A 14,740-nucleotide genomic window follows, 5' to 3' on the forward strand; every position below is an offset into this window, starting at 1 on the left:
TCCGAACGAGCCCACGTTGACCACCGACACCCCCCTGCGCGCCGATGCCCAGCGCAACCGCGAGCGCCTGCTCGCCGCGGCCGAAGCGGTGTTCCTGGAGCGCGGCGCCGAGGCGTCGATGGAAGACGTCGCAAAGCGCGCCGGCGTCGGCATCGGCACGCTCTATCGGCGCTTCCCCACGCGCGAGTCGCTGTTCGCGGCCGCCTACAGCGAGCACTTCCTGTCGCTGGCCGCGGTCAGCCACGCGCGCGCCAGTACGCTCGATCCGTTGGCCGCGCTACGCGCATATCTCGAGGACTTGGTGGTGCACACCAGCGTCTATCGCGGGCTCGCCGCCTCGCTCGGCGCGATGCTGCAGAGCGGCACCCCGGGGTGCGACGCCATCAGCAAGGAGGGGCGCCGGCTGTTGCGGCTCGCGCAGAAATCCGGCGTCGTCCGCCGCGACGTCAGCTTCGACGACCTCGTCGTGGTGGCCACCGCCACCTCGCTGGCCACCGAGCAGCTCGGCTCGCCGAAGACGCGCATCGCGCACCTGATCGGGTTGTTTATCGAGGGCATCGGCTCGCGCACGCCGCACGCTTAGGGCGGCGTCGCGGGCACCGGGTCGGCATCAGGTGGGATGCCAGTTGCAGGACGCGTTGCTGAGCAGTTTGCTGGATTACGTGCGCGAAGATCTGCAGCAGGATCATTCGCTGGATGAGCTGGCAGAAAAGCGGCCGATGATGCTGGCCGGATGCGGGGATCTTCCACTGATCGCCAAAAAGCAACGAGCCCGGGCATCGACTGCCCGGGCCCGTTGCCATGCAACGATCACTTGCTCAGGAAATCCAGCAAGTCCTGGTTGAGGCGGTCCTTGTGCGTGTCCGCCAGGCCATGCGGCGCACCTTGGTAGACGATGAGCTTGGCGCCCTTGATCAGCGCGGCCGAGGCCTTGCCCGAGCTGTCGAGCGGCACGATCTGGTCGTCGTCGCCGTGGATCACCAGCGTCGGCACGTCGAACTTCTTCAGGTCGGCGCGGAAGTCGGTGGCGGAGAACGCGGCGATGGAGTCGTACGTATTCTTGTGGCCGGCCTGCAGGCCCTGCGCCACGAACGATTGGATCAGCGCCGGGTTCGGCGTGTGGCCGGGGCGGTTGAAGTTGAAGAACGGGCCGGAGGCGATGTCCATGTACAGCTGCGCGCGGTTGTCCAGCGAGCCCTTGCGCAGGCCATCGAACACGGCGATCGGCAGGCCGCCCGGGTTGTCGGCGGTCTTCAGCATCATCGGCGGCACGGCGCTGACCAGCACCGCCTTCTTGACCCGGCCGGTGCCATGGCGGCCGATGTAGCGCGCCACTTCGCCGCCGCCGGTGGAGAACCCGACCAGGGTGACGTCCTTCAGATCCAGCGCTTCGATCACTGCAGACAGATCGTCGGCATAGTGGTCCATGTCGTTGCCGTCCCACGGTTGGCTGGAGCGGCCGTGGCCGCGGCGGTCGTGGGCGACCACGCGGTAGCCCTTGGAGGCCAGGAACAGCATCTGCGATTCCCAGCTGTCCGAGTTCAGCGGCCAGCCGTGGCTGAAGGTGACCACCGGGCCGTCCTTCGGGCCCCAGTCCTTGTAGTACAGCTGCACGCCGTCCGGGGTGGTGACGTAGCTGCCGCTCACGATGGCGGCGCGCTGGACGGTGGCGTTCTGCTGGGGTTGAGCGGCCTGCGCGGCGAAGCCGGCCTGGGCGGTGAGGGCGAAGAGCGCGACGGCGACGGAGCGGGTGAGAGCGTTCATGGCTTGGAATCCTTGGGTGGAAGGAAGAGGAAGGTGGGCGGCGGGTGGGCCGTGCCGGGCTGGCGAGGTGTACTTTGCGCGCCGGGGCGATACGATTGGCCACGTATCGTCCTGAAAACTTGACCGAGAGTCCCGATGACCGACCGGCTCGCCGTGTTGCTGGAGCGCTTCTCCGTGACCGCCCAGATGTTCCATGCCGGCCCCCTGTGCGGGGTCAACCTGCTGGAGGCCGACGACGGCCCGGGCCAACTGCACCTTGTGAAAGAGGGCGCGGTCGAGGTGTTCCATGGCAGCGCGTCGCACCGCGTGGAGGTGCCCAGCCTGCTGCTGTATCCGCGGCCGATGCCGCACCGCTTCGTCACCGATCCGGTGCGCGGCGCGGACATGGCCTGCGCCAACGTGCGCTTCGAGGGCGGCGCGGGCAATCCGATCGCCGCATCGCTGCCGGAGTTCATCTGCCTGCCGCTGCACGCGATCGACGGCGGCTCACCCGTGCTGGATCTGCTGTTCGACGAAGCGTTCGCGCAGCGCTGCGGGCGCCACGCGCTGATCAACCGCTTGTTCGAAGCGTTGATCATCCTGATCCTGCGCCAGCTGATGGAGCGTGGCGAGGTGCGCGGCGGCATGCTGGCGGGGATGGCGCATCCGCGGCTGCGCCACGCCCTGGTCGCCATGCACGAATCGCCGGCGCAGGAGTGGACGCTGGACGACCTGGCCGCCGCCGCGGGCATGTCGCGCAGCGTGTTCGCCGGCGCGTTCCGTGACACGGTGGGCATCACGCCCGGGCAGTACCTGCAGGGCTGGCGGGTCAGCCTGGCGCAGCAGGCGCTGCGCCAGGACCGTCCACTGAAGGTGGTGGCTGCCGACGTGGGCTACGGCAGCGAAGCGGCGCTGTCGCGCGCGTTCAAGGCGCACGTGGGCCAGACGCCGCGCGACTGGAGGCGCGCGCAGGCGGTGGGTTGACGATCTATCGGCGCGCAAGAACCGCGCGGGTCCCAGCCTTGCCGCCGCTCAGCGGTCGATCGACCGACGTTCGTGCGGAAGGGCTCCTCGCGCCGCGTCAGCTGGCCGGCGGCGTCACCGCGTAGCCGTGATGCTCCAGCACGCGTCGGCACAGCGCCACGAAATCCGGCACCGACAGGTCGTTCTTCGCATCGTTGGTGCGCCACGCGCAGATCTTGAAACTGGCCTCCGTCGCCGAGGCGGATACATGGTCGACGGTGGGCAGCAGCGCGAAGCCCAGCTTGTAGGCGTGCCGGCCCGTCTGCGAGTCGCCGTTCGTGTAGGTGCTGATCCGCGACCAGTCCAACGGCTCGCCGGTGTAGTGGTCCTTGCCGCCGCTGACCAACACGGCGGCATGGATGGCGTCCTTGTACGCCACGCGGGTGCAGGCGCGGCCGCGCAACCGGTCACGCCGCACGTGAGCCATCGCCTTGCGGTTCAACCAGCGCGCGTAGGCCACTTCGTTGACTACGCCGGCGAGGAAGGGCGGGAACGTGTGCTTGCGTGCATCTCAGCGCTCAGCGTCGATGACCGCGTCCATCGCCGCGATCTCGGCGCCGCGCGCTCCGCAGCGCCGGGCCTCCTCTTTCCAGCCGCGCATGGCCGTGCGCACCTGCTCGATGATCTCGCCCGCCTGCGCCTTGCTCAGGCGGTAGTACGCGCAGGTGTCCAGCAGCAGCCGCGTGTCGGGGGTGGGATCGTCCAGGCCGATGGCCAGCACGTGCGCGTCCTTGTCGGGATTGGGGTTCACGTCGAAGGCCGGCGACAGCCGCCAGCCACCGGGCTCGCGCAGGAACCCGTGGTTGCGTAGGTGATCGTCGCGGTTGCCGATCAGCACGTTGAAGGCGACGCGGCGGTAGAGCTGATGCAGGTCGTCGGCGATCGCCGAGGCCACACCGTGATTCTCGATGGCATGGGCGATCTCGGCGTAGCTGCTGCCCTCGCTGTCGTCCACGTCCAGCAGAGTGAAGGCCGAGGCGTAGGCGCGGCGTTCGGCCCCGGCACGGTCGAAGCGCTGCACCGCGTAGGTGGTGCCCAGGTCGGACAGGGCCAGCTGGCGCGCGGCGGGCATCGCGACGCCCGCCGCCAGCGAGAGCCGGTAGGTCACGAATTCCCACAGGCCCACGTCGTGGCGATCGTCGGCGGCAGGGAACTTCGCCAGCCACAGCGTCCCATCGGTATCGCGCACGCTGGCCTTGGGCCTGGCGCCGCCCAGCGACGCGCCGGGCGCCACCAATTGCTTGATCCACTTGATGTCGTGGTCGCTGTCGTCGGTGTCGCCGCGTTCCACGCGCACCGCAATGGCCTCCAGCGCACGCAGCTCGGTCATCGGCGGAGCGCTCAGGGCATGGTCGTCCAGGTAGCGGCCGTCGGCCGTTCGCAGGCGCAGCGCACCCATCCTGGAGGCGTCGCCGACGCCGATCAGGTAGTCCCATGGGCGCAGCGCGCGCACCCGGCGATCTTGCTCGCGCGCGTCGATGACCTCGCGCCGGTCCATGAGGCGCTTGCCCCAGCGGTCGGGCGAGCAGTCGACGAACGCGCCGGTCAGCGCGCTGGCGCCGTCGCGCGCGATCAACGGGCCGCGGTGGAGCGGCAACTGCGGGTCCAGCGCAAAGGCGCGGATCGGCGCGGCCTGGTTCGCCCAACTGTCGGTGTAGTGGAACTGGAGCGTGTCGCCCGTGCGGCTGGGCCGGCGGGTCAGGTGGCCGACCAGGGCACGGCCGCCGAGCGCGGCATCGTCCAGCCAGACCTCAACCTGGGTGAGCTCCTGCACGTCGTCGGCCGCGCGGCTCACGGCGTGCTCTCCCGCTTCGCATTCGTGCGGCGCAGCTGGCTGTCCTGCAACTGGCGGCCGACCTCGTCGTTGCGGGCCAGCAGGTCGATGTCCTTGTCCAGGCCCAACGCGGTCAACACGCGCAGCATGGTGGACAGGCTGGTGGCCGGGTCGCCGCGCTCAAGTTTGCCTACCGTGGGCACGCTCACGCCCACCCGGGCGGCGAGTTCGGCCTGGGTCATCTGCCGGCGCATGCGCGCGGCGCGCAGGCGCTCGCCCAGGTCGCGGATCTGGCGCTGGGCACGGGGCATCGTGGGCGGGGTACGTTTAGCCATGGAAGATTAAATTACATTTCCTGAGGGGAAACGCAACTTTATTTTCTATGCGGGCGCTCGGGTGTTCAGCTTGGCACCTCCACGCATCGGAAGCATGGCCACAGCCAGATAGCGGATGCGGACAACTCCAGAAGGCGAGTGACGGGCCAGGCATGCAGGGCGTCATGCAGCAAAGGGAGGTAACGGACGCGGTCGTCGTCATCCCCAAAAGTACGGCAGGCGGTCGTTTCCTTGTTGCACGATGTGCTGCGGAATGCCAGGAAGATCGCGGCGGGGACGTCGCGCCATGCCGATGAGCGTGGCCGATACCTGTCGTTATAGGTATCGAGCACTGGCCTCCTAGGCCATTGGGCTTCTACGCATTGGGCGGTAGGAATTTAACCTGGCCCCGGCTTTTGTTTCCCGCAACACGCAGCGAGGCGTCAGTTTTCCTGATAGCCGCTTTCGTCGTAGCTGCCCGCAACGGTGCAGGTCAGCTTCGGCGGGCTGTCTTCGGAGAGGGTGAGGTCGCCCATCTTGGTGGTGCGCCCGTTGGCGCCGAGCTTTGCCGACTTGCGCGCCACCGCAGCGCTGGCGCCGAGGTCGGCGGTGTAGCTCTCGCCAAGTTCGCCGTTCGGGTCGATGAAGATGGACACTGCCTTCACCGGCAGGCCGAACACCGCAAAGGGGGCGGGCGGCGTGATCGGCCCAATGCCACCGTGTTCGTCGCGGGGCAGCGCCTTCCACGCCGCACTGGCGGTATCGGGCTTTGCCCGGCATTCCACAGCGGCCTGGATCGCGGGCGCGAGGGCCTGCCACTGCGCCGCGTCGAGCGCATGCGCCGCTGGCGCGGCGAGGACGCCAATAAGCAGAGGGGCCAGGCGCTTGATGCGGGCACCACGCGAATACGTCATCCATTGACTCATGGTCATTCCACATCACTCCGGTTGCGCTGTAGGGGATTACTGGCAGAGGCCAAATGGCCGTGTTCAAGGCAAGCGAGTCTAACGAGTAACAGGGTCAGGTTCACTTGCCAGTGGCCGTGGTGGGTTTGCGTGCCGATGCGCGGGCCTGATGCCAGCGAAGCGGCCGGCCTCCTTGGCCTTGACCATGGCGCGGAAGGCGCCGTGGCCAAGGGCGCGCTGTTGCTGGATGCAGGCAGTCCAAAAGGGCACGTTACGGCAAAGCAGCCCGGAGACGGGCGGCCAGCGCAATTCGCTGCTCGGTGGCGTAGCGCACTTTTTCGCCGCCATACAGCCCATCGTTCGCATAGCGCGGGAACACGTGCAGATGGTAGTGCCACACATCCTGATTGCCGGCCGGCCCGTTGTGTTGGCGCGTGGAGATGCCTTCGCAGCCGAAGGCCGCCAGCATCGCGTGCGCCAGGCGCCGCGTGGCGCGGAAGACCTCGCGGCCCAGCTCGTCCGGCATGTCCAGCACGTTCTCGTAGTGGCCACGCGGGATCACCAGGCAGTTGCCTTGGATGCCGGCGTAGTGGTGCGTCGGCACCAAGGCGAACACGTTGGCATCCACCAGGACAACCGCCGATTCCGGCGCAGGCGAGGGCAGCGTGGCGGCGATACCGCAGAACGGACAGTCGTACCCGGGGGGAGCGTGCTGCATGAGGCGCAACGGCGAAGAGAACCCACTGTGGGGCGGGAGCGGATTCTGTGGCGGGCTCTGGCTAGCCGTCAATCTGACTACCCGGTGATTAGCTGGTGCAGAGGTCCATCCGCCAGGCGATGGTGGTCGGAAGAAGTGCACTCTGCCCCCGACTTCCACGTCCAGCGGACTTCGATGCGCGGAATTAGCGGCTACCCATGTGGAGGTAGTCCCCCATCTGCCCAATCGCAATCCCGAGCTGATCCGCGGCGACACTTACGAACATCTGGAAGTTCTCCAACACTTGTTCGCTCTTGGCTCCTGGAGTCGCGAATGCCTCCCGCACTTCGGCCTCCATGCGACGCGCGAACGTTGCGCTTATCACCGCTTTAGACAGTGGCGCTGCTGCCGGACCCACGACATGGATCCGCTCCAGGTATCTGTCCAGCGTCAGAGGCGTACGCAACGCGTCGCCCCCTTCTTCCTCGAACGATTCGAGCACAGCCATTGCCCTTCGCTTTTCGGTGAGCTTGGCAAGCTTGGTTAAGCTCTTCTCCCAGTCAACCACTGTCGTGAAGAGCAATACGAGCATTCCGCGAGCTTGATTAGCAGCTTCGACCTGTCGGCGCCTCCCCTCGGCAGATGCCAACGAGAGAGCAACCGCCACGGCCGCACAGGTACCGAAAGCCGAAGCCCATTCAGCCGAGCTGCCGCAAGCGCCAGGGATGCCAAGGACCAGAACAGCACCCGCAGCCCCCAAGCTAAAGCTGGCGGCGAACAAGATCACTCGGCTTTTTGCCCACCCCTTTACTCGATCGGACCATTTTGTCGACATTACCGACCATCCCAAATTGCTCGGCATATTGTCACACGGCCGAATTGCTACCGTCGTGGGTGTAACAGCAAATCGCCCAAGATAAGAGAATCGCCAGTGAGGGCAGCACCGAGCACGAGGAATGGGGTCAGGTTCACTTGGCGGCGGCCTTGATGGATTGCATGGCTCGGTGCACATAGCCCGCACCCTTCGCCATGGGCATGGCGCAATGCGTCCTACGCCATTGGGCCGCTATGCATTGGGCCAGCGGGAAGTGAAGGCTAGAATCGCCACATGGCCACATTGCATCAGCTTCCACAGCCCGAGATTGCGCATCCTTTCATCTGGCGTCCTGGCGACGGGCTGAATTCCGGCTGTGTCCAACGCATGCGCCATCAGTTGCGCCGCCCAGCACATCCGATGGGCGAAGCGTGGTTCATGGGTGAAGAACGGCGCATGTTCGACTTCCTGCTCGCTGATCTTGAGGGCTTCTCGCTCGAGGAGCTGCGCGTACCGCTTGAGGAAATCGCTTCCGGAAATTCCAGCTTCGGCCCCATGGACGAGTGGACCAATTGGTATCGCTACTTGTTGGCCCAGCTCGTTCCCCGCCACCTGGAACAGTCGTTCGACAGCCTGTATCAGCACCTCGTCACGGCGTTCATGGCCGTGAATCCGCGCGGTATCGATGAGCCATACCCTGGGTTCGCCGACGATGCGAGGCAGACGTTGGGCCGCTGCCTGATGGACCCCCTCTCGCTGGGCCGGAGGCCGGCTGGCGGTCTCTGCGCCGGAGGATCCGTTCACGGGTGGGGGGAGCGCATGGCGTGGAGCGTGGCGTGTGGCGACTTCTCGGCGGGCATGTTCTTCTGTGTGAAGTACTTGGCCAACCACGAACTCGCTGACTGGCTCGATTCGGTATTCGCCATCCGTTGCCCGCTATGGACTACGCAGTTGTATGGCTGGTTGTTAGCCGCCCATCCTTTACTGTCGGGGCGTGTGGTGGAACTGGCCGATCTCGATTCCGGTACGCCAGCAGAGGTTCTGTGGCATGGAGCGCACACGTTGAAGGGCGATTTCTCGGGCGTCTACGAGCCAGAGCCGCCGCCACTGCCATTCTTGTCACCGGATCGTTGTCACGCGGTCCTGGCCGGTGTGCGCAGGCACGTGTCGGAGGCAAGCTATTTCGCCTGGCTCGATGCGATCAAGCCCTATGCCTACCTGGAGGCGCTGCTTGGCAGCATGCCGAGTCGCTTTGCCGAAACTTTCGATATCGACTAGAAGCTCCGCTTCTGTCCGAAGCGGAGTGGGGCAACGGCCACAGGAAGTGAACTTGACCCTGTTTGCCGGATTCTGTGCGCGCTCTGGTTAGCCGTCAATCGGACAACCCAGATGATGGACTAGAGCCGACGTCCACGGCGATGGTGGCCAGGAAGAAGTGCACTCTGACCCCGGGTTCCTTCCTACGCCCTCGGACTCCTACGCATCGGCAGTAGGAAGTGAACCTGACCCCGTTTTTGACCCCGGTTTTTAATTGACGACGGACGTTTACAGCATTCGATATTTTGCTTGCCTGTTCTTAAATGCAGGCTTTGTCCCCTCAAGTATCTGCACAACACGGTCATTGATGTCCGGTTGTTCTATCGCTCCCGCTTCGTAATCAAACTTGCTGGCTGTCTTGTCGCATGATGCATAGACGATTTGCTCTGCATCGCATACCACTGCAAGGTTGGGATTGTGGGTAACCATAATCACTTGTCGGCGATCCTTTGCCTGCTTGATGCACTTCACGAGGACTTTGTAAATAGTCTGATTATCAAGATTCTCCTCAGGTTGATCAATAATAATTGGAATGTCATCCTTGTCCACGAGAAGATAGAAAACCAAAAGCAATAACCCGCGCTCACCGGGCGAAAGTTGGCCGATCTCTTGGCCTGCATATGTCAGTGAGTAGCGTGGATTTAGATATTCTAATCCGAAAATGTAGTCTAAAACTTCCAATGGATCGACACCTTTTCGCAACTGGTCTGCCAATCTCGTCTCACGTTCCACCTGCCCATCGCGCCGGTCAACATGAAGCAGTTCGTCGATGTGAGTTGCAAACGCCACAGCTTCCGCTGAGCTATCGAAATCAATGTCACTAAGCATGCTGCGCAGGCGCTGAATGCTTTCATCAACTCCGGAGAATGATCCTTTCACTTGGCGGTTCAGTCTCCCCAGAAACTGATCCTCGAACCCAATATCCTCAATGCGAACGCTGAACACCAGAGGAAGCTCCATATCCATCTGCTGAGCAGCCGCTACAAAGGCCTGTACTGGGCCATAGAGCCTTTTGTACTCATTAACCATTGCACAGATTTGGCCATGAATCTCACTCGCTAGCTGAGCTCTCTTTGTTTTAAGGGCAGCCAACTGAGCGGGTACATCCGAGAGGGACGCAATCTCAATTGCTAGCCAGACAATAGTGCCGGGTCTATCCGCACTGCCGTTGACTTCGACTTTCCTCCGCTCCCAAGATGCCAACTCCTCCTTGTAGCGAACGAATTGTTGCTGTCGCTCGTCCAACTTGCTCTTGGCGGTAGCAATCGCAGCTATTGCCTCCTTTCTACGCTGGTGGATGCTCCCTGGAGCATAGCTCTGTATCGCTGCTTCTATCTCGACAATTTGCGCTTGTGCATCCTTTGCGATCGACTCTGCGGGGTTAATATCAATCTCCACGCGAAGTAAAGACTCAACAGGCAACTCAATGTTGAGTTCTTCAATCAATGATTTTAGCTCCGAGATGAAAGTGTCGCGCTGCTTGCCAAAATTAATGAGAGCCTGCTGAATTTTGCGTGCTACGGCTTCACGTCGTGTTGCAGCGGATTTCTTATCACGCTGGGCTAAATCCTCTTTCTCGATTTCTTGAATAAAAAGTTCTAAGGTTTCAATCTCGGCTGATGCAGCTTTGGACTCCTCAAGAGCCTCGGGCAACTCGTTTGGATCCTCTACCGGCTGCGGCTTGGATGCTTCATGCGCAGAAAGTTCGGCCTTCTTTGCTGCCAGTTGTTCTTCCAGTGATGATTTAAATTCCGGCGAAATCCGACGTTCGTATTCAAGTATCTGTAGGTTGATCTTGGACACATCCTGCTTCAATGCTTGGCGAGCCTTATTGATCTCCGTAACCCTGAAATCAAGAAGCATGTCCATAGAAGGTTGTGATAGTCGATCTTCCTCTGGAACGTGCGAATAGATGATCTTTCGCAACTCGGCATCGAAGGTATGAGATCCACGGTCGCCGAGCTCATTGCAGAGATCTTCAAGATACATTTGAGGGAGATACTTGACCCGCTCAATGCTGCCAACTAAAGGATCCTTGTCGAGATCCATGGAGGTTGTGGTGCCGTCATGCCATGTCAACGTTGCGTTGAACTGCGATGCCAATCGCCCTTTGGAGCCCCGGAATCGGGAAGGAGTTAGGAACGAAAACCTTGCAAAGTTCCTTGTATAGCCCGCTAGCGCTATAACGTCAGAAAAAGCGCTCTTGCCACTGCCCTTATTTCCGATGACTGCAACCAAGTCGCTGTTCAGTGGCAGTTTCAGATCAAACCACGTTTCGGCCAAGTTGGATTCTGGTTTCTTACCAACAGTAACGGTCTTGATAAACTTAGTCTTGTTTGCCTCTACGAGTGCCCGCTTGGGCGGGCTTTCACCGACAAAGATGCGCGCGTCGAATTCCTCGATGGCCTGCAATAGCCCGAGAAAAGTAGGGTCTGCCTTGACCCAGGTGAAGCAATTTCCGATCCTATCCTTGTCCTTCGAAGTACTCAGCCAATGAGCATCAGAACAATCAAGTAGACGATCGTTCACGCCGTTTTCGAAAAGTTTGGTGCGGGCATCTTTGTAGCGGATGACGTTTTCCGCTGCCGTGAAGACAAGATGTGCGCTATTAATGAGAGTCTTTTTCTCTGCAATAGTGTGGTCGTTCCACTTAAGGTTCTCCCACTCGGTCTTGCCAACGGCAACAACATGTTTTCCCGTCAGTGCATCGTTCTCTAGTGCTTTATAGACGCTTTCGGCGCTCGTACTTAAGTTATTGAAGCCCTCGATCAGCGCATTGCCAAATTTATTGTACTGGTCTGCAGGAACGGAATCTATGATGGCTTGTCCCAAGGCCTCAATACTATCTCGTGAAATTGTTCTTTTCCATTTGCCTTCTCCCGAAGAGCCAGGAATTAGATTGTAATGAGGCGAGATCGCGGATAGAAATTGTTCGCGGATGAATTGGGCTTCGACTTGGTCGAAAATTACATGTAGATTGATGCGACTCCAAGTAGCGCCAGTCTTTACAGACGATACTGTGCCGCCGAATTTGTCGAGACGCAGTTCAACAACCGGGAGGATCAGGTCAATGTTTTTTAGTCGGCCTTGTTCGCGCTTTTCCTTGAGTACCCTCTCATAGCCTTCAACGAGGACATAGTCATTAATTCCGATGACTTTGAACTCTGGTGGAAGTGCTTCTAGGTCGGCTAAAAATGCCTCCCAAGCCTCCTCTTTCGTTCCTGGATAGTTTTGATAGAACGATTCGGGTGTATGAACATGGAGATCCCATTTTCTCCAAACAGATCCAGCAAGTGTTGTCGGCATCTACCTATCCCCTGAGGCAGGTTAATGAAGTTGGATTTTACGGCCAGTGTCAATGGCGAAACCCATGTATGAGTCTTATGCTGCATTTCCTCGGCATCGCGGGAACTGGCTGCAGCGAGTATCGGGGTCAGGTTCACTTATCCAGTTCCTCGACATCGCGGGAACTGACTGCACCCAAGGAAGGTTTCGCCCGTACTCCTGTTGGTCCGCTGTACCATTGCGCTCCCACACTGTCGGCACGTGGGTGATGGAGAAGAAGCGTGGATCGCCGGGACAAGCGCTGGCTCGATCCTTGAGTTGAGAGATGCCACAGCCGCGCCGCCGCGTTGCGGAGTCTGGATCATCTCTAACAAGCGCTCGCCACCGATCAGCTCAATCGGCTTACCCTGTGCAAACCGTGCCGCGTCTTTCGTATAGCTACCGATGCAAACGATCTTCACAGCGTGTGCTTGGTGATGCGCTAGTAGCCCATACATCTCGCGCACGACGCTGACGCCGACCTGCTGCCGCTTCCATTGCTTGCATTGCACTAGCATGCGACGGTCGTCCTTGCGCAGGACCAAGTCGATGCCGCCGTCGGCACCGCCCAGGCCGGTTTCCTCCACGCTGTAGCCCTGGCGGCGGAAGGCTTCGCCTACCAGTAGTTCGAATTGGCGCCAGCCGCCGGCAGCGAGGCTCTCCAGGGTGGTGCGGGTGTCCAGCAAGCGGCGGCGGTGGCGTGCGCCTAGAAAGGAGAGCAGCGCAGCCATCCAGCAGACGAGCAGCACGATCCATGCAAGCGGCGCGAGCGCGCTGTCCGAGTGCTGCGCGATGCCTTGTGCCAACATGCCGCCGTGCTGGGAAAGCCACCATGCGAGTCCATAGCGCACGGCAAGAAAGCCAGCGATGCCCACCGCTAGCCCAAGCGGCCACGACAACGCAGCCAGCGCATCAAAAGCGGTATTTCCCCGTTTGCGTCCCATGCGACCCCCGTCCCAGAACCAAACATAGCGCCAGAATCAGCAGCTGTCCGCCTGGCGATTGCGTCGTCTACGAAACGAGACACGAGGTGCTTCAGGACAGCGGTCGAGCAGACGGCACCGCTTCGAGGTTACGGTCACGAGGGTCGTTGCGCGGCTGAAGCTCCCAGTGAATATCTGATTTTTGGATATCAAAAAGAGCGCGCTACGTTGGCTGTGCGGACACCCCGTCCGCCCACGTCGAGGACGGATGCCATGACGACTTCGAAAGCCCGCACCACCGCCGCGCTGCGGCACACCGCGCCAGCGGCCACGTTACCCACGCAGGAAGAGCCCTTCACCTTCGGCGTCACCCTGCAGCAGCTCGACCAGTTCCACGCGCTGTTGCGCACCATCACCGCGCAGAGCGACATGGTGGCGGTGTGCAGCGGTGCGCCGCTGGACGACAAGAGTGTGCCGATCCTGGGCGAGAGCATCTTCGCTGCCGCCCGCGCGGTGCGCGGCGTCGTGGACGAGATCCACGAGCAGCGGCTCTGCGGTAACGGCGTCGATGCGGTTTCGCCAGGAGAGCAGCGCCATGCGTAAGCCGCCCTCTCGCAGCGCCGCCGCACCGCGCAAGCGTGCCCCGCGCCAGCCGCCGTCCCTTCGCTGGACCATCGTCGAGCCGATGCTCTCGCCGATGCTGACGCCCGAGGAGGTCGCTGCGGCCAACGCCGCCGATCTTGCACGCCCGCCGCGTGCACCCCGCCGTCCGCGCCCGCCGCAGCGGTGCACGGTCGGCTATGGCTACTACGCGGCCAGCAACCAGCGCGTGCCGTCGCTGCGCTTGCGCGGGCGTTGGTTGGAGCAACTGGGCTTCGCCATCGGCAGCACGCTGCGCATCGAGGTGCGGGACGGCGAACTGGTGGTGCGCATGGCTGGCGCGGACTGAGGCGGGCGGCGTCGATTCGCGGCAATGTCGGAACACGGGCTGCATGACGGAACGGGGGAGCCGCGCTGGGCGCGTTCCTCCGTTTCCTTGCGGCGCGTTATCCGGCGGCGGCCGCGATCCGCCGCGCTTCCATGCTAGCGTGCCGCTGCCGAGGGCAGGCAGGCCGCAGGAGCCGTGCATGAAACTCGATCCGATTCGCCAGGGTGTTGCCGCGCCTCGCGCAAGGCCGGCCGCGCGCGTGGGCTGGGCGTTGCTGTGGCTGGCGCTGGCCGCGTTGGGCGTGGAGTTCGTGCATTCGGTCTATCTCAAGTACGCGGCGCTGGATTCGCCCGCCTATGCCATGTTCCTGACCCGGCGCGGCTGGTTGTGGTGCCATCTCGGTGGTGGGGCGGTGGGCCTGTTGCTCGGGACGCTGCAGTTCGCCACGCAGCGCTGGCGCAGGTTTCCGCGGCTGCATCGCTGGCTGGGGCGCGCGTACTTCGTCGGCATGCTGGTGGCGATGGTCGGGGCGGTCGGATTGATCGCCACGTCGCCGGCGCCGCTGGCGATCCGCGTGGCATTTGCCGCGACCAGTGTGGCGTGGCTGGTCGCCGGTTCGATGGGATTCGTGGCGATCCGACGCGGCCAGGTGGAGCGGCACCGGCGGTGGATGGTGCGGGCGTATCTGGTGACGTTGGCGCCGGTGGCGTTCCGGCTGACGCTGCCTGGTGCGATCGGCATGGGCATGACGCCATCGCCCGATTTGATCGCGATCTTGCTGTGGAGCAGTTGGACGGTGCCGTTGCTGCTCCATGCGCTGGGCCATCGCCTGGTCGACGCCGTGCGCCGCTGCACGCGGGCGGCGGCGCCTACGCGCGCCGACTTCGGTGCCGATGCCGGCTGAAGAAGAGCGGCGCGCCGGGCTGCTTCGACCGGCGCGCGGCGCGATGACAAGAGATTCGGAACAGCGGTCGGCCT

The 14,740-nt window shown here is 62.6% G+C and carries 15 protein-coding genes; 6 read left to right on the top strand and 9 right to left on the bottom strand.

Annotated elements, in window-relative coordinates; translation table 11 throughout:
* Window positions 1-16: 16 nt before the first annotated feature.
* A complete protein-coding gene (locus J2Y70_RS16660) occupies window positions 17-583 on the top strand; it encodes a helix-turn-helix domain-containing protein (RefSeq protein WP_309919947.1) in 567 nt (188 codons plus the stop codon).
* A 227-nt stretch (window positions 584-810) separates the two neighbouring features.
* On the opposite strand, the gene J2Y70_RS16665 is transcribed toward J2Y70_RS16660, so the two are convergent.
* Entirely contained in the window at window positions 811-1,764 is a 954-nt protein-coding gene (locus J2Y70_RS16665; protein WP_309919949.1) for an alpha/beta hydrolase, read from the bottom strand.
* 135 nt (window positions 1,765-1,899) lie between these two features.
* Between J2Y70_RS16665 and J2Y70_RS16670 the strand changes: the two genes are divergently transcribed.
* Window positions 1,900-2,727, top strand: coding sequence for an AraC family transcriptional regulator (locus J2Y70_RS16670; RefSeq protein ID WP_309919951.1), 828 nt, complete (start codon window positions 1,900-1,902; stop codon window positions 2,725-2,727).
* Window positions 2,728-2,824: 97 nt separating this feature from the next.
* Here J2Y70_RS16670 and J2Y70_RS16675 read toward each other — a convergent pair whose 3' ends face one another.
* The 6 genes from J2Y70_RS16675 to J2Y70_RS16700 form a co-directional block, all read right to left on the bottom strand.
* Window positions 2,825-3,226 carry a hypothetical protein gene (locus J2Y70_RS16675; RefSeq protein ID WP_309919953.1) on the bottom strand — a complete coding sequence of 134 codons (402 nt, stop codon included), beginning with the start codon at window positions 3,224-3,226 and terminating at the stop codon, window positions 2,825-2,827.
* A gap of 51 nt (window positions 3,227-3,277) precedes the next feature.
* Window positions 3,278-4,561 carry a type II toxin-antitoxin system HipA family toxin gene (locus J2Y70_RS16680; RefSeq protein ID WP_309919956.1) on the bottom strand — a complete coding sequence of 428 codons (1,284 nt, stop codon included), beginning with the start codon at window positions 4,559-4,561 and terminating at the stop codon, window positions 3,278-3,280.
* Window positions 4,558-4,851, bottom strand: coding sequence for a helix-turn-helix transcriptional regulator (locus J2Y70_RS16685; protein WP_309919958.1), 294 nt, complete (start codon window positions 4,849-4,851; stop codon window positions 4,558-4,560). Before J2Y70_RS16685 ends, J2Y70_RS16680 begins: the two co-directional genes overlap by 4 nt.
* Window positions 4,852-5,297: 446 nt before the next feature.
* On the bottom strand, window positions 5,298-5,786 hold the full coding sequence (locus J2Y70_RS16690; RefSeq protein WP_309919960.1) for a hypothetical protein: 489 nt from the start codon (window positions 5,784-5,786) through the stop codon (window positions 5,298-5,300).
* Between the two features lie 244 nt (window positions 5,787-6,030).
* Window positions 6,031-6,477, bottom strand: coding sequence for an HIT family protein (locus tag J2Y70_RS16695; RefSeq protein WP_309920012.1), 447 nt, complete (start codon window positions 6,475-6,477; stop codon window positions 6,031-6,033).
* Between the two features lie 184 nt (window positions 6,478-6,661).
* The gene (locus J2Y70_RS16700; protein ID WP_309919962.1) at window positions 6,662-7,048 is read right to left on the bottom strand and encodes a hypothetical protein; all 387 of its coding nucleotides are present in this window, start codon (window positions 7,046-7,048) and stop codon (window positions 6,662-6,664) included.
* 516 nt (window positions 7,049-7,564) lie between these two features.
* Between J2Y70_RS16700 and J2Y70_RS16705 the strand changes: the two genes are divergently transcribed.
* On the top strand, window positions 7,565-8,548 hold the full coding sequence (locus tag J2Y70_RS16705) for a hypothetical protein (protein WP_309919964.1): 984 nt from the start codon (window positions 7,565-7,567) through the stop codon (window positions 8,546-8,548).
* A 267-nt stretch (window positions 8,549-8,815) separates the two neighbouring features.
* On the opposite strand, the gene J2Y70_RS16710 is transcribed toward J2Y70_RS16705, so the two are convergent.
* Window positions 8,816-11,893, bottom strand: coding sequence for a TrlF family AAA-like ATPase (locus J2Y70_RS16710; RefSeq protein WP_309919967.1), 3,078 nt, complete (start codon window positions 11,891-11,893; stop codon window positions 8,816-8,818).
* A gap of 137 nt (window positions 11,894-12,030) precedes the next feature.
* Window positions 12,031-12,855 carry a restriction endonuclease gene (locus tag J2Y70_RS16715; RefSeq protein ID WP_309919970.1) on the bottom strand — a complete coding sequence of 275 codons (825 nt, stop codon included), beginning with the start codon at window positions 12,853-12,855 and terminating at the stop codon, window positions 12,031-12,033.
* Window positions 12,856-13,107: 252 nt separating this feature from the next.
* Between J2Y70_RS16715 and J2Y70_RS16720 the strand changes: the two genes are divergently transcribed.
* The 3 genes from J2Y70_RS16720 (at window position 13,108) to J2Y70_RS16730 (ending at window position 14,666) form a co-directional block, all read left to right on the top strand.
* Entirely contained in the window at window positions 13,108-13,437 is a 330-nt protein-coding gene (locus tag J2Y70_RS16720; RefSeq protein ID WP_309919972.1) for a hypothetical protein, read from the top strand.
* Entirely contained in the window at window positions 13,430-13,783 is a 354-nt protein-coding gene (locus tag J2Y70_RS16725; protein WP_309919974.1) for a SymE family type I addiction module toxin, read from the top strand. Before J2Y70_RS16720 ends, J2Y70_RS16725 begins: the two co-directional genes overlap by 8 nt.
* Window positions 13,784-13,961: 178 nt before the next feature.
* Window positions 13,962-14,666, top strand: a complete 705-nt coding sequence (locus J2Y70_RS16730; RefSeq protein ID WP_309919976.1) for a DUF2306 domain-containing protein — start codon at window positions 13,962-13,964, stop codon at window positions 14,664-14,666.
* Window positions 14,667-14,740 lie beyond the last annotated feature (74 nt).

This window comes from Xanthomonas sp. 1678, assembly GCF_031455575.1.
GTDB lineage: Bacteria > Pseudomonadota > Gammaproteobacteria > Xanthomonadales > Xanthomonadaceae > Xanthomonas_A.